This is a genomic window from Roseateles sp. L2-2, assembly GCF_050613215.1.
GTDB classification, from domain to species: Bacteria; Pseudomonadota; Gammaproteobacteria; order Burkholderiales; family Burkholderiaceae_C; genus Roseateles; species Roseateles noduli.
Map to the genome: position 1 here is coordinate 444,229 of NZ_CP192509.1, position 24,205 is coordinate 468,433.

Genomic DNA, 24,205 nt, shown 5'->3' on the forward strand with positions numbered 1-24,205 from the left:
GGCTGTGGATGGAGCGCGACAGCCGGTTTTTTTATCGTGACGGCATGCAACCGTTCCGCCTGCTTCCCCCGCCGTTCCGGCTCCGACGCCAGCCCATGGGCTGGCCCGCGCCGGCTTTCGTCGCGCCCGGTCCCGGACCGGACGCCATCGTGCTGCCGACCGACGGCCGCCCGGTCGTGCTGCGCCTGCGACGCCCTGTGCGGCTGCTGGTTTTCGGCGGTCGGGCCTGGATCACCTGCGACGGCTTGCCGGACGACCACTGGCTGGTGCCCGGACAGACCTTGGCGCTGCCGGCGCCGGACGGCTGGTTCGGATCCCGGATCTTCGCCAGTGGCGAGGGCGCATCACTCGTCACCCTGAAGGCGGAGACGATCGATTAAGTCCAGGGCGTGTCCCCGGTTTTTCGCTATAACTCGGCCCTCGTAGGTTGCCGGATGACATCGAAGGATGTCGCCGGTGAAACAAAGACACGGGACCCGAGTCCCACGAGGGAGTTGCGATGAATCGATCCGCGATGTTGCGGGTGGCGCGCCTGGCCGTGGCCGGCGCAGTCGGAGCGACGCTGCTGACCGCCTGCGGCGGCGGTGGCGGCGAAAGCGGCGTGCCCCTGAACGGCGGCAGCAACGCCGGCGGCGGCAGCGGTGGTGGCGGCAACAGCGGCGGCACCGTCGGCGGCGGCAACACCGGTGGCAACACCGGTGGGAACACCGGCGGCCCGCTCCAGGCCAGTTCCACCTACGCCCAGCAATGCGCGCCGGGCAACACGGAAGCGGCCTCCAACCTCCGCACCGCGTCGCTGGGCACGGAGAAGAACTGGATCCGCGCCTACTTCGACGAGGCCTACCTGTGGCGCGAGGACGTGCCCTCGATCGACGCCTCCGCGGCCGCGTACAGCGGCGGTGACGTCGGCGCCGCGCTGAACGCCTACTTCGACGCCCTGCTGTCGCCGGCGCTCACCGGCAGCGGCAAGCGCAAGGACCAGTTCAGCTTCGTCATGAGCACGCGCGAATGGAACGCGCTGTCGCAGGGCGGCGTGGAGGTCGGCTACGGCATCGAGTGGTCGATGAAGTCGCCCACGCCGCCGCGCGGCCTGCGCGTGGCGTTCGTGGAGCCGGGCAGCGTGGCCGACCGGGCCGGCGTGCGCCGCGGCGACACGCTGGTGACCGCGGACGGCGCGGCGGCCGACGTGGGCGACTCGACGGGCGTGAACACGCTCAACGGCGCGCTCTTCCCGGACGCGGCGGGGTCCAGCCACCGCCTGGTGCTGACCTCGACGGCGGGCGCCACGCGCGACGTCTCGCTGGTCGCGGGCAACGTCACCAAGACGCCGGTGCCCACCAGCCAGGTGCTGACCGCCGCCGACGGCGCGAAGGTCGGCTACATGGTCTTCAACGACCATATCCTGACGGCGGAGTCGCAGCTGATTGCGGCGATGCAGAACTTCCGCGCCAGCAACGTGAGCGACCTGGTCGTGGACCTGCGCTACAACGGCGGCGGCTACCTGTTCATCGCCAGCGAGCTGGCCTACATGATCGCGGGCGGCACGGCGACCTCCGGCAAGACCTTCGAGCAGCTGCGCTACAACAGCAAGCGCTCGGCGGAGACCAGCAGCGCGGATTCGAAGACGCCGTTCTACAGCGAGTCCTGCCTGCCGTCCGGCGACAAGTGCTCGTCGGCGCAGCCGCTGCCGGCGCTCAACCTCAAGCGCGTGTTCGTGCTGGCGCAGTCGGGCACCTGCTCGGCCAGCGAGGCGCTGATCAACGGACTGCGCGGCGTCGACGTCGAGGTGGTCCTCGTCGGCGGCACCACCTGCGGCAAGCCCTACGGCTTCACGGCCAAGGACAACTGCGGCTACAGCTACTTCCCGATCGAGTTCGTCGGCACCAACAACAAGGGCTTCGGCGACTACGCGGACGGCTTCGTGCCGGCGGGTTCGGGCGCCACGGGGGTCAAGGGTTGCCAGGTCGCGGACGACTTCAACCATGCCCTGGGCGACACCAGCGAGGCGATGCTGGCCGCGGCGCTGCAGTACCGCAGCAACGGCACCTGCCCGGCGGCGAGTGCGTCGGAGGTCGGCCAGGCGCGGGCGATGGGCGTGCGCGCGGCCGGCGAGGACGCCGTCGCGCTGAGCCTGAAGAAGCTCGCGGCGCGCAGCAACCGGATCGTCGGCGGACGGCCCTGAGGCACCCAGGCGGCGCGTGTGAAGCGCGCCCCGACATGACGACGGCCACCCTCGGGTGGCCGTTTTTCTTGGCGTCCTGGGCGTCCTGGGCATCAGGACGCCTGTTCCCGACGGGAGGCGGCGGTCGAGGCCGCCGGAGGGTCAGAGCTTCGGAATGCGGATCCGGCTGATCATCAGCGAGCCCGAGACCGCGAACAGCAGCACCAGCGGGTGCAGCGTGAAGCCGCCCAGCTTGACGACGCCGAACCACAGCGCCTCGCCGATGGCGCCCTGCCAGGCGGCGACCCACAGCACGACCACGATCAGCAGCGAGGTCGGGATGGGCGTGCCTTCGAAGTAGGCGACCTTGTCGTTGCCGCCGGACAGGGTCTCGGCGGTGATGTTGTAGCGGGCCAGGCGCGACACGCCGCAGGCGACGAAGAAGCCCAGCACGATGCGGTCCCACAGGCCCTGCATGCCGCAGCCGTAGGCGATCACCGCCGGCGCGACGCCGAAGGAGATCACGTCCGCCAGCGAGTCGAGCTCACGCCCCATCGCGGAGCTCTTCTGGCGCCAGCGCGCGATGCGGCCGTCGAGCACGTCGAAGACCAGCGCCGCGGGGATCAGCGCGCAGGCGTAGTACAGGTGCTGCACCGTGCCGGTCTGGAGGAAGGTCATCACCGAGAACAGCGCGCCGACGCCGCAGAAGGCGTTGCCCAGGGTGAACCAGTCCGCCAGATGGAACTCGCGGATCATGGAGAAAGGCTTGGGTCGGTTCATGGGAAGCGAGCATAAGCGAAGGCTCTGCGCTTCGCGGCAAAGGCCGCGCCCGGGGTCAGGCGTCGCGGGGCGCGTCGACCTTGGGGGCTTCGGGCACCGCCGTCAGGCGGCCCCAGGCCTTGCGTGTGAGGTGCAGGGCGAGCAGGCCGAAGGGCATCCGCAGCCAGTGCGAGCGCACGTACAGCGCGCTCTCGGCCAGGGCATGGCCGGGCAGCCGGCAGCTGTCGTGGTCCGGGCGCAGCGCGCGGCGGTAGCAGGCGTCCAGCAGGCGCAGGGCCAGCGGACCCGGCGGCGGACCGAGTTCCGCCGGCAGCGCGTCCGGATAGGGCGTGTCCAGCAGCACCCGCGTGTAGCGCAGCGCCAGCCACAGCGGGCGGGACAGGCCGATCCGCCGCGCGCGCTCCGCCAGCCGAGGCCAGAAGCCGTCGATCGCCCCGAACTCGCGCATCAGCGCGTCGAGGTCGAACAGGTCGCGCAGGCCGTTGGGCAGCTCACCCTCGTGGAACAGGTGGGCGGCGCTGTGGAGCAGCATGTCCTCGGGCGGGAGGACGAAAACGCCGGGCAGGCCAGGCAAGGGCCGCGGCGCGTCGAACAGCGCCCGGCTGTCCAGCGCCGTGCGCGCCGTCGGCGGCAGCAGCGTGTGGTGCACGTCCAGCGAGGTGCCCCGGCGCTTGTGATGCAGCGGCGGCAGCTCATGCATCCACTCGCGGTAGTAGCGCTGGTCGTAGGCGTCCAGGTCTTCGTCGAAGTCCCAGCCGTGCACCAGCAGCAGCGTCTCGCAGCGCGGCAGCTGTTCGGGCGGGATCAGCAGGTCGATGTCGCTGAACATGCGTCCCAGCGCAGGCGCATGCTCGCCGAGCGCGTAGGCGGCGCCCTTGAGCAGGATCAGCGGCCCGGCCAGTTCGTCCAGGGTCTGGCGCAGCAGGTCGACCTCGCGCCTAAGCATCTGGACCTGCCGTCGCGACAGCAGCAGCGCCGAGCGCAGATGCGGCTGCACCGGCGCCGGCAAGGCGGCCAGCCAACCGCCAACCTCCATCAGCTCGGCCAGTTTTCCGGCGAGGTTGGACCGACGCGCCTGTCGCAGCAGCAGGTCCCAGTCGGTCAGGCTCAGCCCGGCGGCGATCGCGGGATGCAGCAGCACGCGGACCAGCAGCGGACGACGGCGTTCGCCGTGAGCGTGACCGGGGCCATGATCATGACGCGCGCTCACGGCGAAGCCTCCAGGAGCGTTTCGAAATGCGCCACGGCTTCGTCGAGCTGGCTGTATTCGAAGCGGTAGCACTCGCACGCCTCGACCAGCCGTCCCACGGCTTGGAAACCGGCCTGGCCGTGGACGTCGTAGTTGAAGGACTGCTCGGCGAGGTCCATGAACGCGCGCGCCCGTTCGATCGGCATCAGTTGCGCAGGCGCATCGGCGCGCCAGGCGGGGAGCACCACCCACGCGGGTTGCGCGGGCGAGAGCCGGTGCTCGATCGCGTCCTGCGGCGCGCGCACCAGCGCGACCGTGCCCTTCGAGGTGTTGGGCATGGACGCGCTGAAGTGCGCATCCGGCGCGAACGCGCGGATGACCGGGATCGACGCATTCTTCAGATTGATCGGCCGCGCCATGCCGTGGACCAGTCCGGTCGACATGTCCAGCAAACCGAGCTCGTCCGACAGCAGACGCCAGCCGCGATGCGCCAGCGCCGCGCACAGCGTGCTCTTGCCGGAGCCCGGAGGCGCGGGCATCAGCAGCGCGCGGCCGCCGCGCTCCAGCACGGCCGCGTGGATCAGCAGGTATTGATGGGCGTGCGCCGCGATGCACCAGTTGATGCCCCATTCGAGCATCGCCAGCGCCTGTGCGGCCGGCAGCGGCGTGAAGGAACGCTGCCCGTCGAACCAGAACTCGGCGCGGCCCTGGAGCCTGCTCAACCAGTGCGGGCTGCGCAGCACGGCCACGTGGAAGTCGACGAAATCGTTCTCGTCGACGAGCTCGAAGTCGCGGTACATCGCCGCGACGTCGCCGGCCAGGTGGGGGATGTCCGACCGGATGCGCACGGTGAAGGGCGACAGCCGCAGCGTTACGCCGCCGTCGCGCATCCGGGCCCGCAGCCCGGCGGTGTCGAGGTCCTGCAATCTCAAGCGACCGGCTCCTGCGCTAGGTCCTCGACGTCCACCGGTGTCAGCAGTTGGATGGCGACCAGACGGCGCAAATGGAGATCCAGCAGTTCCGCGAGCGCCTCAGGCGTGGGGATCTCGTCCCAATCGACTTCCCGCGCCAGGCGCGTCAGCAACTGGTCGCGGCGCAACGGCCCGTCGACCAGCCATTCGGCCAGTTGCACGCCGAGCGCGGCGATCAAGTGGGTGTCCCCGCTCTCGGGGTTGAAAAAGACCGCGTGCTGTTCGCCCTCCCAGGCGAGCAGCACGTCAGCGATCGCTGGCCTGCATTGCCAGGCGGGACCGGCCATCAGTCAGCGACGAGCCAGTTTTCCCTGAGGTACCGGGTGAAATCGTCGGCGTTCCAGGCCGGTCCGCTGGAGTTGGGCGGCTTGAACATGCCCGGGCCGTCGCTCGCCATCTTCACCAGCATGTCCTGCCCGGTAGACGAAATCACGCATTGCGCGACGCCGTTGCCGGCGAACAGCGTGTTCAGCCGTGCCATCGCCATCAGGGTGCCCAGGGCGCCGGGCTTGGTCTTGATCAGATTGTCGAAGTTGGAACTCGTCGTCACGCCGGGGCAGTTCCGGAGCGTTCCGAACAGCTGGCCGACCGTGAAGTTCTCGCGGGCGAACTTGACGGTCTTGCCCTTGAACCAGGTCTTGACGATGTAGTTCCAGGGAGGCGTGTTGCCCTGCACCACCGACCGTCCGGTGTTGTTGACGAAGTTGGAAACGCCCCAGCACTCCGTGTCTTTGAGCACCGCCGCGTTGGCGCGCGCCTGCACGCTGGCGCCGCCGTTGCGCAGGATCGCCGAGCCCCAGGCCGAGGTGGAGTTGCAGTGCCAGGCCATCGCGGGACGGCTGGCCAGCGTCAGACCGACCGGCACCACGCCGGCCTGGATGAAGCGGCGACGGCGTTGCGAGACGACGGATCCCTTGACCGGGCTGACCGGGGTCGGGGTGGCCGAAGACTGCGGGGTGTTGTCGCTGCTGTTGTCCATATGCTCAGCTTTCGTGGTGCTACGTCGTCCTGATTCCTGCGGACGTTCAAGCGGATCGGCGCTCCCGTCCGACCTGCGATCGCAGTGTTCCATACAAGCCTGCCCCGGGATACCCCGCCCAACCCCTTGAACGGGTGGCGTGCGGCGTCCGTCACACGCCAGATAAGTCAGCGCCGGCTTACACGGAATCCTTCGCCGTTGTTGAAGTTGTATCCATGTGTCCGCCGATGGATCCGGCGGCATGAGGCGGTCGGCTCATGCCGGTGACGCCTTCAGGCGACAGCGGCGGTGCCGCACCGTCCTTCCCCGCGCCGGCCTCGTCCGGAGTGTCCAGATCGTCCTCGACCAGGAAGCCGCCGCTCTGGTGCGCCCACAGCTTGGCGTACAGGCCGCCCTGGGCCAGCAGCGACGCGTGGTCGCCCTGCTCGACGATGCGACCCTGGTCCATCACGATCAGCCGGTCCATGGCCGCGATCGTCGACAGCCGGTGCGCGATCGCCACCACCGTCTTGCCTTCCATCAGCCGGTACAGGCTGCGCTGGATCGCGGCCTCGACCTCGGAATCCAGCGCGCTGGTCGCCTCGTCGAGCAGCAGGATGGGCGCGTCCTTGAGCATCACCCGGGCGATCGCGATCCGCTGGCGCTGGCCGCCGGACAGCTTCACCCCGCGCTCGCCGACGTGGGCGTCGTAGCCCTGGCGGCCCTTGGGGTCGCTCAGGCCGTCGATGAAGTCCGTCGCCTCGGCGCGTTCGGCGGCGGCGCGCATCTCCTCCTCCGTCGCGTCGGGGCGGCCGTACATCAGGTTGTCGCGGACCGAGCGGTGCAGCAGGCTGGTGTCCTGGGTCACCATGCCGACCTGGCGTCTCAGGCTGTCCTGGGTGGCGGTGGCGATGTCCTGACCGTCGATCAGCACCCGGCCTTTGTCCACGTCGTAGAAGCGCAGCAGCAGGTTGACCAGCGTCGACTTGCCCGCGCCCGAGCGACCCACCACGCCGATCTTCTCGCCCGGACGGATCGTCAGGGTCAGGTCGTGCAGCACGGTCTTGCGGCCGCCGTAGCTGAAGTCGACGTGCTCGAAGCGCACCTCGCCGCGGGTCACGGCCAGCGCTTTCGCGTCGGCCGCGTCCCGGATCGCGATCGGGCGCGACAGGGTGGTGATGCCGTCCTGCACGGTGCCGATGTTCTCGAACAGGCTGGCCATCTCCCACATGATCCAGTGCGAGATCCCGTTCAGCCGCAGCGCCATCGCCGTGGCGGCCGCGACCGCGCCGATGCCGACCTGCCCCTGCGTCCACAGCCAGACCGTCATGCCGGCGGTCGAGGCGATCAGGCCCATCGACAGCGCGTGGTTGACGATCTCGAAGCCGCTGATCAGCCGCATCTGGCGGTAGGCGGTGTTCAGGAAGTCCTGCATCGCGCCGCGCGCGAAACCGGCTTCCCGGTGCGAGTGCGAGAACAGCTTGACCGTGCTGATGTTGGTGTACGCGTCGGTGATGCGGCCGGTCATCAGGCTGCGGGCGTCGGCCTGGGCGGTGGCGGCCTTGCTCAGGCGCGGGACGAAGTAGCTCAGCGCCACGACGTAGCAGGCCAGCCAGCCCAGGAAGGGGATCAGCAGCGTCGCGTCGAAGCTGCCGACGACGCCCAGCATGGTCACGAAGTAGATCGTGATGAAGACCAGGATGTCGGTGACGATCAGCCAGCATTCGCGCACGGCCAGCGCCGTCTGCATCAGCTTGGCGGAGACGCGGCCGGCGAACTCGTCCTGGTAGAAGCTCATGCTCTGCGCCAGCAGGTGCCGGTGGAAGTTCCAGCGCAGCCGCATCGGGAAGTTGCTGGATAGGCCCTGGTACTTGCTGAGCGACTGCAGCGCGATCAGCAGCGGGCTGGCCAGCAGGATGCCGAGCAGCAACAGCAGCTTGTCCTGCTGGGTGGACCACCACTGCGCGGGCGGGACCTGGCCGAGCCAGTCCACGACGGAGCCCAGCATGGAGAACAGCAGCGCCTCGAAGGCGCCGATGGCGGCGGTCAGGACGATGAGCACCGCCACCAGCCCGCGCATGCCGTGCGAGCCGGCCCAGACGAAGGCGAAGAAGCCCTGCGGCGGTTGCGGCGCCGGGGTCTGCGGAAACGGATCGACGAGTTTTTCGAACCAGCCAAACACGGCGGTCTCCCTGTCACTTCTGCGAGACCGGTGAGCCTACAGGAGCCGGGTGTCAGGCGCACCCCACCCCCGCGCCGGTGGCGGGTGGGTGGGGCGAACGGGGGGAATCCGCGCGCGGACGGCCCCCGTTGGGGGAGGCTCCGCTTATTTGGCGGGCAGCGGCAGCAGCACGCCCTGCGCCTGCTTCGGTGCGGGGATGTGCAGCAGGGCCGACAGGGTCGGCGCGAGGTCGACGATCTCGACGCGCTGCTCGATGCGGCCCTGGCCGACCCACGCCGGCCCCCAGGTCAGCAGCGGGACGTGGGTGTCGTTCTCATAGGGGCTGCCGTGGGTGGTGCCCGTCACGCGCGAGCCGAACATCCAGCCCGCCTTCGGCACCACCTGCAGCGGCGCGGCGACGCCCGGATACCAGGAGCGACGGAACTGCTCGAGGTAGGGCGTCGTGGTGTCCGTTCCGGCCAGTTGCTCGCGGGTGAAGGCCGTCTGCACGCCGTCGACCTGCACGACCAGCGCCTTGGCGGCGGCGTAGACGGTGTCGGCGGACAGGCCCTTGGCCTTGATCGCCGCCTCGTCGAAGATGAAGCCGCTGCCGGACATGCCGATCACCCAGCGGCCCTCGCCGAACTGCTTCGCGAGCCCGGCGTTGACGAAGCCCACGGCCTGCGTCGGATTGATGCGTCCGGCGTCCCGGCCTTGCGACTTCGCCCACTCGGGGGTGTCGGTGAACCCGTGGTCGGCGGTCAGCACGGCGACGTAGTTGTCGCGCCCGACCTTGGCGTCGAGGTACTTGAACCAGTCCTGCAGGTAGGCGTCCAGGTGCAGGAAATGGTCGTGCGACAGACGCGACTCCGGACCGAAGGCGTGGTTGATGTAGTCGTGGCTGGACAGGCTGACGGACAGGAGGTCGGTCTGGTCGTCGGCGCCCAGGCGTTCGCCCTCGATGGCGGCCTTGGCGAAGGCCAGCGTCAGTTCGTCGCCGAACGGGGAGGGCAGGATGTTGCCGTAGAAGCGCGGTCCCGGGCCGTCCATGCCGGCGCCCAGCACGGCCGGCAGCTTGTTGCCGTTGCCGCTGTTGGCCTGCCAGGGCTGGCCGTCCGGCACGCTGCGGGCGTAGGCCGTCTCCGGCAGCATCGGGGACCAGGTCTTGCCGAAGAACTTGTCCGCCGGCTTGGCCGCGTTGAAGGCGTCGACCCAGGCGGGGTGCTTGTCCATGTAATAGGTCGACGAGGCGAATTCGCCGCTGCCGCCCATGTACATGTAGGCGGTGCCCTTGTGGCCGGCCGGCAGGATCGCGCCGCGGTCCTTGCCCGAGATGCCGATCACCTTGGATCCCGGCTGCAGCGTGCGCAGCACGTCGCCGACGGTCTCGACCTTGTAGTTGTTCGGGCTGGTGCCGGCCAGCGGCTCGGTCTTGTTGCCGATGTACTGGTAGCGCGCGTCGGCGGTGTTGTACTGCGGGGCGCCGGTCATCGGGTCGCGCCACTCGTTGCCGATGATGCTGCTGCGCTGCGGGTAGGCGCCGCTCAGCATGATCGAGTGGCCGGCCGCCGTGACGGTGTAGCCGTGGCCGTAGTACGCATTGGCGAACCACGCGCCGCGATCGAGGAAGCGCTTGAAGCCGTCCGGCTGCAACTGGTCGCGGTAGCCGAGCACCTGCCGGATCGGCAATCCGTCGACGACCATGAAGACGACCAGTCTGGGCGGTTTCTTCGCCGCGAAGGCGGACGCCGCGGGGCCAGGTGTTGCCGCGGCGGCGGCGGCGCCGGCGGGGGATGAGGAGGACGGTGCGTTGGCGCAGGCGGCCAGCGCGGCCAGGACGGGCACCAGCAGCCAGGTGCGACGGGTCAGGGTCATGGCGGATCGGGCTCCGGGACGAAGCCGCTGAAACAAATATGACAGCGGAGTATCCGCCTCCTCCCGCCCGGCGGGAGCGTCCGCCGGTACGTCTGCTCGCTCTGCGCGACGGGCAAACCCTGGCGGGCCGCCGCCGTCCGGGGACGGTCCGGACGGAAAAAAGGCCGGACACCACGCGGTGACCGGCCTATTTCACTTTCTGGTTGGATCGCTTGCGCGCTCCCCTCCTGTTATGGGAGGCGATTCTGCGGGCCGCAGGCAATGGGCATGCCCGGGTTTGCCCCAGGTGGGGCCTTCGATCTGAGAACTCCTCCTCAAGTGGGGAGGGTTTCGGCCGGAAATGATGCGTCGACGCGACGCTTCCGAAAGAGTTCTGGCGTGCGAGTCAATGACTCATCCGTGCGTGATGGCGTCGTCCAGGACTTCGACCCAGTGCCGCACGGGCAGGTCGCTACCGCTTTGGAGGTGCTGGATGCAGCCGATGTTGGCCGAGACGATGGCCTCGGCGGCCAGCGGCGCCAGGGCGGCGAGCTTGCGGTCCCGCAGCTGCTTGGACAGCAGCGGTTGCAGCACCGAATACGTGCCGGCCGAGCCGCAGCAGAGGTGGCTCTCGCTGGGGGCGATCGAGATCTCGAAACCGAGCTCGCGCATCAGGCGTTCGACGCCGCCGCGCAATTGCTGGCCGTGCTGGAGCGTGCAGGGCGGGTGGTAGGCGAGCTTGGGTCGCGACATCGTGGCGCCGGGTTTGCCGAGTCGCGAGCGCAGGGGCTGGACCAGTTCCGGCAGGTACTCGCTGAGGTCGCGGGTGAGCGAGGCGATGCGCACGGCCTTCTCCGCGTAGTCCGGGTCGTGCGCGAGCAGCCGGCCGTAATCCTTGACCTGGACGCCGCAGCCGGAGGCGTTCATCACGATGGCTTCGACCTGCTCGCCGTGGCCGTCCACCATCGGCCACCAGGCGTCGATGTTGCGCCGGGCGTCGTCCAGGCCGCCGTGGTGGTCGTCCAGGTGCGCGCGGATCGCGCCGCAGCAGCCGGCCTCGTCGGCCACCAGCGTCTGCACGCCGGCGGCGTCGAGCACGCGGGCGGTGGCCGCGTTGATGTTGGGCATCATCGCCGGCTGCACGCAGCCGAGCAGCATCAGCACCTTGCGCGGGTGGCTGCGCTGGGGCCACTGGTGGGCGCGCGCGTCGGGCTTGGGCGGGACCTTGTCCTTCAGCGCGCCCGGCACCAGCGGACGCAGCGCCTGCCCGATCCGCAGCGCCGGCTTGAACAGCGGCGAGGTCAGGCCCTCCTTCAGCAGCCAGCGCTTGACGCGCTCCTCGCGCGTGCGTTCGACCTTCGCGTCGACGATCTGCCGGCCGATCTCCACGAGCTGGCCGTATTGGACGCCGGAGGGACAGGTGCTCTCGCAGTTGCGGCAGGTGAGGCAGCGGTCCAGGTGCTGCTGCGTGGCGGCGGTCGGCGGCTCGCCTTCCAGCACCTGCTTGATCAGGTAGATGCGGCCGCGCGGCCCGTCCAGTTCGTCGCCCAGCAGCTGGTAGGTCGGGCAGGTGGCGGTGCAGAAGCCGCAGTGCACGCAGCGCCGCAGGATGGCCTCGGCGGTGCTGCCTTCCGGGGTGCCTTGGAATTCGGGGGCGAGGTGGGTTTGCATGGTCAGGCTGCGAGCCTATGGAGATGGGTTCCAGGGAATGCTTCGACGAATGCAGCTTGCATCGCTGGCTCCTCTGCGAAGACCGCCATCCAGATCGAGAAGCCCCCCTTGCCTTTGGCGTAACCGACGATCAGCTCGCGCATTTCGGGCGTGTCCATCTTCCGAAGACAGCGAAGGCTGTCCTCAGCCAAGCGCCAAAGCTCCATTCGATCCTTCCAGCGATCGTCGGCGACGCTGAGCTCCCGCGGTTCTTTTGACAGGCCGACCAGATGCAGCAGCGCCTTCGCTGCCGCCAGATCATTCGCCGCGAGCGTATCTCGGGCCTGGATGCGTCCGGATCGCAAATACTCGATGGCACGAAAAGTGTCGTGAGTGTCCGGAAACATCGACTCCACGCCCGTGACCTCGTGCGTCAGCTTGGTGCTGTTGCAGTTCGGGCAGGCGAGCAGAAAGTTGGTCCACTCGAATTCGAGGTGTCCGTAGTGAAGCTTCGGCAGCTTGTGCTCGACCGCAAGAGCAGTCGGAACGAAGCGCTCGCAGAAACTGCAATAGCGACCGAGGCGTTCTTTGAGGTGCGGGGCAGCATTGATATACGGCCGGAAAACGAAACGTTCGCCGTTCTCTTGGACCGGGTGGTCGCCCTTTTGCACCGAACGCATGGATCAAAGTCCCTTCGATAAGCTCTGCATCTTCAGCCAGGCCGCCGATGCGGGATCGTCGGCGAACTCCGCCAGCGCGCCGTCTAGACGGTGTTTGAGCGCCTCTCGTTCCTCGGGCGTTGAAGTCGGGCTCTCCATCAACTCCAGGTACTCCTGCGCAAGCTGTCGCTTCTCAAGGAACCGCTGACTTCGCTGGGGCTGATCGACACCCATCACCGTCTCAGCAATGTCCTCGATGCTGTGGTCCATGGCGTCGACACGATCTCCGGTGCAAGCATCGATCACGATCCCGCGCTCCAGCGCCGATTGAATCAAGAACGGCGAATGTGAGGCCACGACGAATTGGAGTCTTGGGAAGGTCTCCAGCAGATCGTCGATCACAGCACGCTGCCACTGCGGGTGCAGATGCATGTCGAGTTCATCGATCAAGACGAAGCCAGGCGCGTCCTGGAGACAGCGTTCGCCCAAATGCGAGTTGAGCGAAGCAGCTCGGACCGCGATCTCGAGGAAGAGCGCAGCGATCCGTTTCTGTCCGTCACTCAGTCGGTCGAAGGGGCGCCAGCCGGTGTCCTCGTGACGCACCATCAGGCGTGATTCGCGCACGACGTACTTGATATCCGTCGCATGGATGGCTTTCAGGACTGCCTGCTTTGCCACCCGGAAAATCAGAGGCTCCTGACCTTCTTGCAGTGACCTGAACTCGTTGTGTTGGAACCATTGAGCTAGCGTCGAGACATCAATCTGGTCGCTTTGAAAACGGTCCCACAGCTCCCGCTTCTGCTCGAACGGGCGGCCGAGATCAAGAGGCCTCGCGGTTCCAGCAAAAGCGCTCACCCCAAATCGCGCAAGCACTGGAACGGCCTTCGAGGTTTGCCCAAATAGCCAAGTTCGTACCGAATGGCCAAATTGATCGAGATCCACCGGTGGATCCATATCCGCACGGGGGTTCTGCTGCCAAACCCAAGAAGCAGGCGTCCGCAGAAGTGAAAGCGCCTGGGGCGACCCTTCCACATCGAAGACGACCCTCAGGATAGGCGGATAGCCGACCGTCATCCAGGATTCGCTAGAGGGATCAGTGGAGTAGGACGCCCGCACGTCCTCAACTTCAAACTCGTTTCCCTTAGGAAAACCCAGTTGTCCGAGCGCCGTAGAAAAGGGAATGGAAATGGCCTTGAGCAGAGAAGACTTCCCCGCTCCATTCACGCCCATCAGCAAGGTCAACCTCGGATCGAACCCGCAGTCGTAGCGTTCGAAGCGTCGGAAGTTTTCGATGTGGAGGGACTTGAGATACATGGCAGTCAGGCAGTGAGCCGTTCTAGGCGAGTCAGAGATCAGTGTAAAGACGCCCCGGATTGAAGATCCCCGCCGGATCGAACTGCCGCTTCAGCTCCTTGTGGATGCGCGTCAGCTGCGGGCCGAGCGGCGAGAAAGTGCCCGCCGACTTGTCGCTCGCGTAGAACATCGTCGCGTGCCCGCCCGCCGCGGCCACCACCTCGCGCACCTGCGCGGGCGCCATCGGCGTCACGACCCAGCGCTGTGCGCCGCCCCATTCCACGAGCTGCTCGCCGTGCAGCGCCATCGGCGGCGTCGTGGACGGCACCGCGATGCGCCACAACGTCGCGCCGCCCTGCACCGCGCGGCGCGCGCCGAGGAAGAACTCGTCGCACTGGTCGCGCAGTCCCAGCCAGAACGGCGCTGCCATCGGCTCCGGGATCACCGAGCCGCCGAGCTTCTGGATCGCCGCGCGGACCGCCGCCTCGGCGCCGGACAGGCGCACCACCAGCGCGCCGTCCCACCAGGCGCTCGCCGAGATCGGCAGCGGCTGCCCGCCCCAGCGGTTCATCCGCAGCAGCGCCTTGTCCTGCGAGGCCTCGAAGCGCAGCGTCGCGGTCGCGACCGGCCGCGGCAGCACCTTCAGCGTGACCTGCGCGATCAGCCCGAGCACGCCCATCGATCCCGCCATCAGCCGCGACACGTCGTAGCCGGCGACGTTCTTCATCACCGTGCCGCCGAAGTGCAGCAGCTCGCCCTTCGCGTCGAGCATCGTCAGCCCGAGCACGTGATCGCGCACCGCGCCGGCGGTCGCGCGCGCCGGACCGGACAGCCCGCTCGCGACCATGCCGCCTATCGTGCCCGTGCCGCCCGAGGCCGCGCCGACGAAACGCGGCGGCTCGAAGGCCAGGTGCTGCCCGTGCTGCGCCAGCAGCGCCTCCACGTCCGCCACCGGCGTGCCGGCCGCCGCGGTCACGTAGAGCTCGCTCGGCTCATAGGCCATCACGCCGTTGAGCGACAGCGTCGAGATCGGCTCGGCGTCGCCCAGCGGGCCGCCGTAGAAATCCTTGCTGCCGTGACCGGTCAGCCGCACCGGCCGGCCCTCCTGGAAACGCGCCGCCATCGCCTCCAGGGTCGCCATCAGTTGCGTCGAGGGGACGAAGCCGGCGCCCGGCTCCGGGTCCGCCGCCGCGGCGCCTGCTGCTTGCACTGCCATCAGAATCGCTCCAGTTCTGGGAATGAAAGTGCACCGCGCTTCACATGCATGCGGCCGTATTCGGCGCAGCGCTGCAGCGTCGGGATCACCTTGCCGGGGTTCAGCAACCCCTTCGGATCGAAGGCCCGCTTCAGGGCCAGCATGCGTTCGCGCTCCTGCGGCGAGAACTGCACGCACATGCTGTTGAGTTTCTCCACGCCGACGCCGTGCTCCCCGGTCACCGTGCCGCCCATCGCGACGCTGGTCTCCAGGATGTCCGCGCCGAAGCGCTCGCAGCGGTGCAGCTGGTCGGGATCGTTCGCGTCGAACAGGATCAGCGGATGCAGGTTGCCGTCGCCGGCGTGGAAGACGTTGGCGCAGCGCAGGTCGTACTTGCGTTCCATCTCCTGGATCGCCAGCAGGATGTCGGCCAGCCGCTTGCGCGGGATCGTCGAGTCCATGCACATGTAGTCCGGGCTGATGCGCCCGGACGCCGGGAAGGCGTTCTTGCGGCCGCTCCAGAAACGCAGCCGCTGCGCCTCGGTCTCGCTGACCTCGATCCGCGTCGCGCCGCTGGCCTGCAGCAACGCACTCATGCGGGCGATCTCTTCCTCGACCTCCTCCGGCGTGCCGTCGCTCTCGCACAGCAGGATCGCCTCGGCGTCCAGGTCGTAGCCGGCGTGGACGAAGTCCTCCACCGCCGCCGTCATCGGCTTGTCCATCATCTCCAGCCCGGCCGGGATGATGCCCGCCGCGATGATCGCGGCCACCGCGTCGCCGGCGCGGCGCAGGTCGTCGAAGCTGGCCATGATGCAGCGCGCCAGTTGCGGCTTGGGCGTCAGCTTGACGACCACCTCCGTCACCACCGCCAGCATGCCCTCGCTGCCGATCACGACGCTCAGCAGGTCCAGGCCGGCCGCGTCCAGCGCCTCGGAACCGAATTCGACCGGCTCGCCCTCGACGGTGAAGCCGCGCACCTTGAGCACGTTGTGCAGCGTCAGGCCGTACTTCAGGCAATGCACGCCGCCGGAGTTCTCCGCGACGTTGCCGCCTATCGTGCAGGCGATCTGGCTGCTCGGGTCCGGCGCGTAGTACAGGCCGTGCGCGGCCGCCGCTTCCGAGATCGCCAGGTTGCGCACGCCGCACTGGACCCGGGCGGTGCGCGCCAGCGGATCGATCGCGACGATGCGGTTGAACTTGGCCAGCGCCAGCGTCAGGCCTTCGGCGTGCGGCATGGCGCCGCCGGACAGGCCGGTGCCCGCACCGCGCGCCACCACCGGCACGTCCAGCGCGTGGCAGGCCTTCAGCACGCCGGCGACCTGGGCCTCGGTCTCGGGCAGCGCGACGGCCAGCGGGCGCTCGCGGTACGCGGTCAGGCCGTCGCATTCGTAGGGGCGCGTCTGCTCGTCCTGCCACAGCAGCGCGTGTGCGGGCAGCTCGGCGCGCAGGGCCTGGACCAGTTGCGCGCGGCGCCCGGCGCGGAAACCGGCCAGCTCGGCGGCCTGGTCGCCGGGCGGCTCGTGGGTGGAAGGAAGGACGGCGGTCATGGCGTCGAACTGTAGCCCCGCGCGCTGACCCCGGACTGAACCCCGCCCGGACGCCGGCCCCCCCGTTGGCGGGAGCCGTTCAGCGCGAACCCGGCAGCGGCCACCACAAGGCCTTGCGGTCCAGCGGCGTCTGCGCCGGCAGCAGCGGGTTGCTCAGGCGCAGCACGCGGCGCTGGTCGATGCGGTGGCGCTGCAGCAGATCGCCGAAGATCTGGCGCGACAGGCGCTCGAAGGTGCCGTCGACCACCAGCGCGTTCATGCCGCGCGTCAGGTCCGCCGCGAGTCGCGGACGGCCCGGTCGGACGAACATGTAGAGCGCCGCGGGATAGTGCAACAGCAGGTAAGGATCGATGACGAGCTGCTGCTCGGAGAAGCTGGCCAGTTCCGAATCGATCTCGAAGATCGAGCGCGGGAAGTAGTCGAAGCGGCCCGCCGACAGCATCTGGAACAGGCCCTGGTAATGCGTGCTGACCTGCACCGGCAGGCCGTTGGCGCGCAGCACGGCGGTGTCGGGCCAGTCGTGCATCTGACCGGCGGTGAGCCGGGCCAGGTCCTTCAGGTCGCGGATGTCGCGCAGGCGGTCCCAGTCGGCGGCGCGGGTCAGGCAGAGGCGCCAGCCGATCAGCCCCCGGTCCAGCGGCACGCGGATCGGCAGCAGGGTCTTCTCGCGCTGCGGATCGGTCATCGTCCAGAACACGTCGATGCCGGGATCGTCGCTAGCCATCTCCAGCAGCGCGCGGCTCTGCACCATCTCGGACTTCGTCTGGACCAGCGCGTAGCGCGTGCCGCTGCGCTGCAGCGCGGCGTGCAGCAGGCTGATGAAGTAGTCGACCTGCTTGTCCTGCTGCGGCAGATGGCGCGGATAGACGACGGTGGTCGGTTCCGGCGGCGCTGAGCCGGACGAGGTGCCGGGAGCGGACCGGGCGGCCGTCGCCACGTCCGGCAGCAAGGCCAGTGCGGGCAGGGCGCTGGAAAGGACCGAGGCCGCGGCGGCCTGCAGCAGGTCGCGGCGGCCGGCCATCAGGCGTCCAGGAAGACCGTCAGCACGCCGGTGTAGCCATGCAGCCGCGCGTGGGCGATCTCCCCGTTGGCGAAGAACCCGGCGAGCGGCACCTCGCCCAGCGCGTGCTGCACCCACTGCAGCTCCGCCGACGGCGAGCCGAAGTGCGGGCCGCCCCGGCCGGTGCAGCTGAAGTACAGCGCGCCGGCCATGCGGGCGCCGCGTTCCTCGGCTTCGGCGCGGATCTCGGTGCAGATGCGGACGAGGTCGCGGCGCGCGGCGTCGGGATGGCGTTCGCAGAAGCTCAGCAGTTCGCCCTCGCGCATCTGCTCGGCGACGGCGATGCCGCGCCGGCCGGGATCGAGCCCGACCAGATGGCGGACGCGGACCTCGGCGCCGTACTCGCGCCGGGCGCCCGGTTCGTCGCTGAGGCCGACCAGCGTGCGCCGGAACAGCGGCATCGCCTGCCGCAGCGATCCGGACTCGCCGGTGTAGGCGGGCAGTTTCAGGTCCTCGAGCAGCGCGTCCAGCGCCGGTTGCCCGTCGAGTCCGGTGACCAGCGGTCCGTCGCAGGCGGTGACGCGGCGCTCGCGGCCGAGCGGCTGGCAGCCCTGGCTGACGCGCGAGATCCAGCGCACGTCCGGGCCGAGGGCCAGCCCCGACAGGCCGCCCGCGAAGATGCCGTCCGCGATCTGCACGGCGTTGTCGCCGCCGCTGACCAGGCCGCCGAAGAGGTAGCCGCTGCTGCAGCGCTGGGAGAGTTCGCCGATCAACTCCTGCAGGTCGGGCGTGCCGCCGTCGGCGTGCAGCAGCAGGCTGCGGGATTCGCAGTCCGGGGTCAGCGGCTTCAGCCCCGAGAAGATGCGCCACTGTTCCGGCGGCAGGTCGCACAGCATGACGACCAGCGCCGGCTCGTCGAAGTACTCGACGCCGCTGGCGCTGACCGCCAGCGCGGACGCGCCGACCCAGCCGCAACCCGGCCAGCGTTCGCGGACTTCGTCCAGCAGCGCCTGCGCATGCGGCACGTACGGATGCGTGAGGTAGAGGAACCCCAGCGTCGGTGTCATGCCGGCGCGCTGACCCTCCAGCTGGGCGCCGGCGAGGGCCAGCGCCATGTGGGGATCGGGATGGGTGGCGTGCGCCTGGAGAAAGCGAGGCATGAACGGCCCTCGGGAGGCTGGCGGGCTCAAGGAGCCTTGCGTTTGGCGGCGGTCTTGCGCGCGGGCGCCGCCTTCCTGGCGGCCGGCTTGGCTGCGGATCTGGCGGGCGCCTTGGGCGCCGCTTTCGCCGTCGACCCGGCCGCCGGCCTGGGCGCCGTCGTCGAGGCCGCCGCCGCGGTCTGGGCCGTCTTCATCGCGTTGGACGCGACCTGCGTGAACTGCTGCGTCAGCGCGTTCCACCATTGCATCGGGTCGGCGCCGGCGGGTCTGGGGCCGGCGGCGTCGCCGGGCTTCGCCTCAGCCTTCGCATCGGGCTTCGTTCCCGGTTCAGCGTCGGCGCTCGACCTGGACGTGGCATCTGCCGTCGCCCCGCCTCGCGAAGCGTCCGCGCCGGGAGGCGCTGACGGCATCGGCGGCATGGGCGGCGTCTTCAGCACGTCCTTCAGGTCCGCCATCGGCACGTTCATCGCATGCAGCGTCGACAGCGTCATCCGCTGCACCTCCAGCGCCTGGATGGTCGCCGTGAGCATGCGGGCGTTGTTCTCGAGCCAGAACTGCACGGTGCGCAGCTCGTTGATGCGCTTGTCCAGCTCCTCCGGATCCAGCGTCGGCGCGACCCACTGGCCGAAGCCGGGGATCGCCGCGCCGGCGTTCTTCATCAACCCCTGCATGAAGTCGAAGCCCGGAACGAATTTGCTGAAGTCGGTGTCCGCCATGGTGTCTCCTCGACGCCGTCCTCGCCGGAACTCCCCGCGCACGGCGGAGAGGCCGGGGGCGGCCTTGCGCACTATCCTACGTCCTGGCGGCGACCGTCCGGTGTCGGGAAGGGCGGTGTCCGCGTCAGGTCGGAATGTGGTTCAGGTCGGCCCAGCCCGTCCACAGGATCTGGATGCCGATGCACAGCAGCACGAAGGCCATCAGTCGCATCATGACCAGGGTGCCGACTTCGCCCATCTTCATGAGCAGCCGGCCGCCGTTGCGGTAGACCAGGTAGACCACGGCGGCCGTGAAGGCCGCGCCGATGGCGGCCACGCCCGCGCCCATCACGTAGGGCACCGGCGATCTGGGGATCTGCGCGCCCAGCGCGATCGCCGCGGCGATGCTGCCCGGGCCGGTGGTCAGCGGGAAGGTGATCGGGAAGAAGCTGCGGCGGACGATCTCGGCCTCGGTGATGTCGCCGGGCGAGGCGTGCACGACGGCGGTCTGGACGTCGTCGGTCTCGTTGCGGGTGAGCATCACCCAGGCGCTGTAGGCCACCAGCAGGCCGCCGCCCACGCGCACGACCGGCAGCGAGATGCCGAACAGGTCCAGCACGTAGGTGCCCACCAGCAGCGACACCATGATCACCACCCAGCCGTTGATCGCGACCTGGCGCGCCAGCCGCTTGAGGACCTTGTCGTCGCCGCCGGCCGCGCCGATGACGATAGGCGCCACGCCCACCGGGTTGATGATGGGCAGCAGCGTCAGCGGCACCAGGAACAGCGATTGGAGGAAGGACGGCAGGGGGTCCAAGATGGGGACTCCAGGAGGGAAAGTCAGGGGAAGGGAAAGCGCCGGAACGGCGCGCGGCCCAGTGTGCCGCAACTCGGTCAACGCAACCCGGTCCGCGGCATCAGGGTTACCTCGAAGCCCTGGTCCTTGAGCAGGGCGGTGAGGGCGCGCGGTCCGGTCATGTGCATCGCGCCGACGGCCACCAGCAGCGACTGGCCGCGCTGGTGCAGTTCGGAGATGCGCTCGGCGAGGGCCGGATTGCGCCCGTCGTTGATGCGCTGCAGCGCGGCGCGGTCGGCGGCGTCGGTCACGCAGTCGCACCATTCGGCGTAGCGGTTCAGACGGGCGAGGTCGCCGCGGTCGTAGACCGTCACCATCGTGTCCAGCGTGCGCAGCAGCGACTTCGGGCGTTCGAGCTGCTGGAGGTTGGAACGCAGCTCATGTCGCGCCGCGTCGACGTCCGAAGGCAGCAGCGCGTCGAGCTGCCCCTGCAAGGTCTCCAGCGCCAGCACCGGCAGGCCGCGGTCGCGGGCCCACTGGCTCAGCAGCATCTCCTGGCCGTAGCGCACGTCCAGCCCGAGCGACCGGGCGCGCAGCAGCATGTAGGTGCTGGTCTGCAGCAACGGATGGATCGCCGCCAGCGCCTGCGGCTCCAGGCAGACCGACGCCGCCTGCGCGTCCAGGCGCCGGCGCAGCGAGGCGTCCAGCGGCAGTTCGGGCATGGGCGGCATCTTCCAGGCGTCGCGGTCCAGCGGATCGAGCTCCAGCGCGACGGCGTCGACCTCCTCCAGCGCCTTGCGCAGCCGGGGGCCGGGGGCAGCCCAGCTGGGCTTGCCGACGTGCAGGCTGGCGTACAGGTAGGAGGTCCGCCCGTCGCGCTTGAGCGTCCACATCAGGCCGCGGTCCTTGGCCTGTGCGGCCAGGCGGTCGGCGGACAGCGGCGCGGGCTCGGGCGCGCAGGACGGCTTGGCCGGCGCGGCGGACGCGCCGTTGCCGGTCAGCGCGGCCAGCAAGGCGAGCGAGCCGGCGGCGAGCGCGCGCGAGGCGCGCTTCAGGAGAGTCGACGGGAACGGATTCAGCATGGACGGCACGATGCCATAGAACCGGCCGCCTCCAAGGCCGGCGAAGCTCCCGCCGAAGAGGGAGACCAAAAAGGGGACGAAGGGGGAAGGAAAGGGGGAAGGAAGCGAGGACAAGACGCACGGGCGCTCGGGGAGGCGAGCGGGGTCAGGTCTCGCGCGCCCGGAAGCCCATCGGGCGGCGCTGGCGCACCTCCGGCTTCACCCGGTGCTCGGCTTCCAGCAGCGTCAGGAACTCGTCGGGCGACAGCGTCTCGCCAAGGATCTCCGCCTGCTGCCGCACGGCGGCGAAGTCGCCCAGCGTCAACGCGTCCAGCAGGCTCAGCCGGTCCGCATGCGCCGGGTCCGGCGCGGCGCCGACTTCGCGCTCGAACATCGTCAGCCGCTGGTCCGGCCGCAGCGCCTTGAAGCGGATCTTGAAGCTGAAGCGGCGCAGCGCGGCCTCGTCCAGATCCTCGAAGGCATTGGTCGTGCAGATGAAGAGCCCGGCGTGGCGCTCCATGCCGGCCAGCATCTCGTTGACCTCGCTGACCTCGTAATGCCGCTCGGCGCTGCGGCGGCTGCGCAGGAAGCTGTCGGCCTCGTCCAGCAGCAGGAGCGCGCCTTCGGCGGCCGCGGTCTCGAACATGCGGGCCATGTTCTGCTCCGTCTCGCCGACGTACTTGGACATCAGGTCGCTGGCCAGCCGCACCATCAGCGGCCGTTGCAGTTCCGAGGCGATGTGCGCCGCCAGGGCGGTCTTGCCGCTGCCCGGCGGGCCGTGGAAACACAGCGTGCCCATGCCGCGGCGGCGCAGCGCCTCGATCAGGCGCGGCAGGGCGAAGCGGCATTCGCAGTGGATCAGGTCGAGCGAGTAGCGCGTCGCCGACGGCCGCGCCTGGGGCGAGGCGTCGATCAGGCCGAGCGCCTTGTCGGCGTGCCGCAGTTGCCGGCTGACGAGGTGCTCGTTGGCGGCGGCCTGCGCGGCGGCGCGGGCGGCGGCATCGATCGCGCCGTCCGGGGCGGACGCGCCGACCTCCGCCGCGCTTCCCGCCAGCCGCGCGAAGCGCACCGCGGTGCGGACCTGCGCCGGCGTCAGGCCGCGGCGTTCGGACAGCCGTTCGGCGAAGCCCTCCGGCACCGGCAGTTCCTCCAGGGCCTTGCGCACCAGCCCCAGGCGCGCGCCCGGCGGCGGCGAAGTCAGTTCCAGGTGGTACTGGAAGCGGCGCCGGAACGCGGGGTCGATGTGCTCGATGCGGTTGGTGATCCACAGCACCGGCACGGGGTTGCTCTCCAGGATCTGGTTGACCCAGGCCTTGCCGTTGACGGTCATGGTCGCGGGCACCTCCAGCGCCGCGTCCAGCCGGGCCATCAGGTGCGCGGCGTCGCCGCTCAGGTGGGGAAAGACGTCCTCGACCTCGTCGAACAGCAGCGCCACGTCGCGGCTCGCCTTCAGGAATACTTGGCTGATCTGCAGCGAGCGGTAGCGGTCGCGACCGCTGAGCGCGTTGCCGTCGCGGTCGGCGTACTCGACCTCGTAGAGGGCGAGACCGGCCTCGCGCGCGGCGACCTTCGCCAGCTCCGTCTTGCCGGTGCCCGGCGGCCCGTAGAGCAGCACGTTCACGCCCGCCTGCCCCTGCGCCACCGCCTGGCGCAGCAGGGTGGCGAGCAGGGTCACGTCCTCGGCGATGAAGTCGAAGTCGGCACGCTGCAACGGGCTGGGCGTCACCGGGCGCGTGAACACCGCCATCAGGTCCTGCGGGCCGTCGTAGGCCCGCATCAGCACCGGCGGCAACTGCTCGCTGACCTTCATCAGGTCGGAGAGATCGGTGATGTTGTGTTCGGCGATCAGGTTCTCGATCATGCCGACCCGCTCCAGCCGCGAGCCGGCGCGCAGCGCGTCGGCCACCTCGTGCGGATCGACGCCGGCCACCTCCGCGATCGCGGCGAAGGCCTCCTGCGCGGTGTTGACCTTGAACTCGACGAGGGCGCCTCGCAGCTCGCGCTGATAACGCGCCAGCGTGCCGTAGAGCAGCAGCGCCCGCTCGGCCGCGTTCAGCTGCAGCAGGCGACCGAGGACGTCGATGTTCTGCTCGACCAGCGTGGAGGGGCTCCTCAGCCGGCCGTCCAGCGCATCGCAGGTGCAGGACAGCAGCGCGAGCAAGTCCTTGGGCGCGTCCTTGATGTACTCGTCGAGGTAGAAGAACACCGTGCCTTCGGCGAACGGGCCTCGCCACACGCCGTGGCGGGCGAGGAAGGCCGCATCGCCCAAGCGCTCATGACCGGCCCACAGCGAATGCCCCTGGCAACGCCGCGCCAGATAGCCGCGCACGCGCGAGAGCACCTGCGGCGGCCAGACGAGGTGGCGCGCCGTCAGCGCGAGCAGGCCGCTGAGGTCGCGTCGGGGATTGAATCGGTTGGCATGGCGCACCGTCAGCGTCAGCACGAAGTGCGAGCACATGCGGTCCAGCACCGGGCTGTCGGACAGGCCTGGAGAGTCCAGCGGAAGCTGCGAGCGCTTGGCCATGGTGCGTGCGGGGGGAACACCCCTGAACGGGGCGTGTCCGCACGATCTTGGCGCAGGGAAGGGGGGAGGACAAGCCCCCGCCGGATCAATGCATGATCACGGTCTGCTGGCCCAGGTTGGCGTACTGGGCGATGAAGGCGTCGAGGTCGTCGACGTCGGGACCCTGTTCGATGAGCGCCTCGACGCCCTCCTGGAAGGTCTGGGCGAGCGCGCCCTCGATGAAGATTTCCTTGCGGGTGAACTTGTCGACGATCTCGAAGCCGTCACGCTGCAACGCGGGCAGGTTGGTGTGGTCCACCTGCGCCGCGTGCGCAGCATCCCCGGCAGACGGAGCGACCGGGACATCGAACTGGACGACGATGTAACTCGGTGAGTCGTAGAGCATGTGCATGAAGGACTCCTTGGTTGGAGGAGTTATGGCCTGTTGCGACGGATTCAAGACCCGTCGCTCCCAACCAGGCCATGACCCATGGTGGCAGAACTTGCGGAACACGCTGCACCGTGTCTCAAGCATTTGTGGTGCCAACCGCACAGGGCGTCACGGATTGACG

At 69.4% G+C, this 24,205-nt stretch carries 21 protein-coding genes; 2 read left to right on the plus strand and 19 right to left on the minus strand.

The window, feature by feature from the left end:
• Positions 1–44 precede the first annotated feature (44 nt).
• Both ACQZ13_RS02060 and ACQZ13_RS02065 read left to right on the plus strand, forming a co-directional pair.
• Positions 45–380, plus strand: coding sequence for a DUF2917 domain-containing protein (locus ACQZ13_RS02060; protein WP_431049635.1), 336 nt, complete (start codon positions 45–47; stop codon positions 378–380).
• 119 nt (positions 381–499) lie between these two features.
• Positions 500–2,182, plus strand: a complete 1,683-nt coding sequence (locus ACQZ13_RS02065) for a S41 family peptidase (protein ID WP_431049636.1) — start codon at positions 500–502, stop codon at positions 2,180–2,182.
• A 141-nt stretch (positions 2,183–2,323) separates the two neighbouring features.
• Here ACQZ13_RS02065 and pssA read toward each other — a convergent pair whose 3' ends face one another.
• From pssA to ACQZ13_RS02160, 19 genes are all read right to left on the minus strand, one after another.
• Positions 2,324–2,941, minus strand: a complete 618-nt coding sequence (gene pssA, locus ACQZ13_RS02070; RefSeq protein WP_088405780.1) for a CDP-diacylglycerol--serine O-phosphatidyltransferase — start codon at positions 2,939–2,941, stop codon at positions 2,324–2,326.
• Positions 2,942–2,996: 55 nt separating this feature from the next.
• A complete protein-coding gene (locus tag ACQZ13_RS02075) occupies positions 2,997–4,151 on the minus strand; it encodes a nucleotidyltransferase domain-containing protein (protein ID WP_431049638.1) in 1,155 nt (384 codons plus the stop codon).
• On the minus strand, positions 4,148–5,062 hold the full coding sequence (locus tag ACQZ13_RS02080) for an HprK-related kinase A (protein ID WP_431049639.1): 915 nt from the start codon (positions 5,060–5,062) through the stop codon (positions 4,148–4,150). Before ACQZ13_RS02080 ends, ACQZ13_RS02075 begins: the two co-directional genes overlap by 4 nt.
• Positions 5,059–5,346, minus strand: a complete 288-nt coding sequence (locus tag ACQZ13_RS02085) for an HPr-rel-A system PqqD family peptide chaperone (protein WP_431049640.1) — start codon at positions 5,344–5,346, stop codon at positions 5,059–5,061. Before ACQZ13_RS02085 ends, ACQZ13_RS02080 begins: the two co-directional genes overlap by 4 nt.
• Positions 5,347–5,387: 41 nt before the next feature.
• Positions 5,388–6,080 carry a hypothetical protein gene (locus ACQZ13_RS02090; RefSeq protein WP_431049641.1) on the minus strand — a complete coding sequence of 231 codons (693 nt, stop codon included), beginning with the start codon at positions 6,078–6,080 and terminating at the stop codon, positions 5,388–5,390.
• A gap of 178 nt (positions 6,081–6,258) precedes the next feature.
• Positions 6,259–8,241 carry an ABC transporter ATP-binding protein gene (locus tag ACQZ13_RS02095; RefSeq protein WP_431049642.1) on the minus strand — a complete coding sequence of 661 codons (1,983 nt, stop codon included), beginning with the start codon at positions 8,239–8,241 and terminating at the stop codon, positions 6,259–6,261.
• Positions 8,242–8,385: 144 nt separating this feature from the next.
• Positions 8,386–10,095 carry an alkaline phosphatase family protein gene (locus ACQZ13_RS02100; protein WP_431049643.1) on the minus strand — a complete coding sequence of 570 codons (1,710 nt, stop codon included), beginning with the start codon at positions 10,093–10,095 and terminating at the stop codon, positions 8,386–8,388.
• A 393-nt stretch (positions 10,096–10,488) separates the two neighbouring features.
• Positions 10,489–11,745, minus strand: a complete 1,257-nt coding sequence (glcF, locus tag ACQZ13_RS02105; protein WP_431049644.1) for a glycolate oxidase subunit GlcF — start codon at positions 11,743–11,745, stop codon at positions 10,489–10,491.
• 2 nt (positions 11,746–11,747) lie between these two features.
• Positions 11,748–12,404 (minus strand): HNH endonuclease, encoded by a 657-nt coding sequence (locus ACQZ13_RS02110; RefSeq protein ID WP_431049645.1) that lies wholly within the window; start codon positions 12,402–12,404, stop codon positions 11,748–11,750.
• Positions 12,405–12,407: 3 nt separating this feature from the next.
• Positions 12,408–13,697: an AAA family ATPase gene (locus ACQZ13_RS02115; RefSeq protein ID WP_431049646.1), complete on the minus strand. Its 1,290-nt coding sequence runs from the start codon at positions 13,695–13,697 to the stop codon at positions 12,408–12,410.
• Positions 13,698–13,728: 31 nt separating this feature from the next.
• Positions 13,729–14,817: a glycolate oxidase subunit GlcE gene (glcE, locus tag ACQZ13_RS02120; protein ID WP_431053095.1), complete on the minus strand. Its 1,089-nt coding sequence runs from the start codon at positions 14,815–14,817 to the stop codon at positions 13,729–13,731.
• 74 nt (positions 14,818–14,891) lie between these two features.
• Positions 14,892–16,418, minus strand: a complete 1,527-nt coding sequence (locus ACQZ13_RS02125; RefSeq protein ID WP_431049647.1) for an FAD-linked oxidase C-terminal domain-containing protein — start codon at positions 16,416–16,418, stop codon at positions 14,892–14,894.
• A gap of 79 nt (positions 16,419–16,497) precedes the next feature.
• Positions 16,498–17,439 (minus strand): substrate-binding periplasmic protein, encoded by a 942-nt coding sequence (locus tag ACQZ13_RS02130; RefSeq protein ID WP_431049648.1) that lies wholly within the window; start codon positions 17,437–17,439, stop codon positions 16,498–16,500.
• On the minus strand, positions 17,439–18,578 hold the full coding sequence (locus ACQZ13_RS02135; protein WP_431049649.1) for an FIST signal transduction protein: 1,140 nt from the start codon (positions 18,576–18,578) through the stop codon (positions 17,439–17,441). The genes ACQZ13_RS02130 and ACQZ13_RS02135 overlap by 1 nt, the downstream gene beginning before the upstream one ends.
• Before the next feature lie 26 nt (positions 18,579–18,604).
• A complete protein-coding gene (locus tag ACQZ13_RS02140) occupies positions 18,605–19,294 on the minus strand; it encodes a PhaM family polyhydroxyalkanoate granule multifunctional regulatory protein (RefSeq protein ID WP_431049650.1) in 690 nt (229 codons plus the stop codon).
• Between the two features lie 124 nt (positions 19,295–19,418).
• Positions 19,419–20,090 (minus strand): MarC family protein, encoded by a 672-nt coding sequence (locus ACQZ13_RS02145; RefSeq protein WP_431049651.1) that lies wholly within the window; start codon positions 20,088–20,090, stop codon positions 19,419–19,421.
• Between the two features lie 77 nt (positions 20,091–20,167).
• Positions 20,168–21,151 (minus strand): TraB/GumN family protein, encoded by a 984-nt coding sequence (locus tag ACQZ13_RS02150; RefSeq protein WP_431049652.1) that lies wholly within the window; start codon positions 21,149–21,151, stop codon positions 20,168–20,170.
• Positions 21,152–21,296: 145 nt separating this feature from the next.
• Positions 21,297–23,654, minus strand: a complete 2,358-nt coding sequence (locus tag ACQZ13_RS02155; protein WP_431049653.1) for an ATP-binding protein — start codon at positions 23,652–23,654, stop codon at positions 21,297–21,299.
• Between the two features lie 85 nt (positions 23,655–23,739).
• Complete coding sequence (locus ACQZ13_RS02160) at positions 23,740–24,045, minus strand: BTH_I0359 family protein (RefSeq protein ID WP_431049654.1); 306 nt, start codon at positions 24,043–24,045, stop codon at positions 23,740–23,742.
• Between the last annotated feature and the right edge of the window lie 160 nt (positions 24,046–24,205).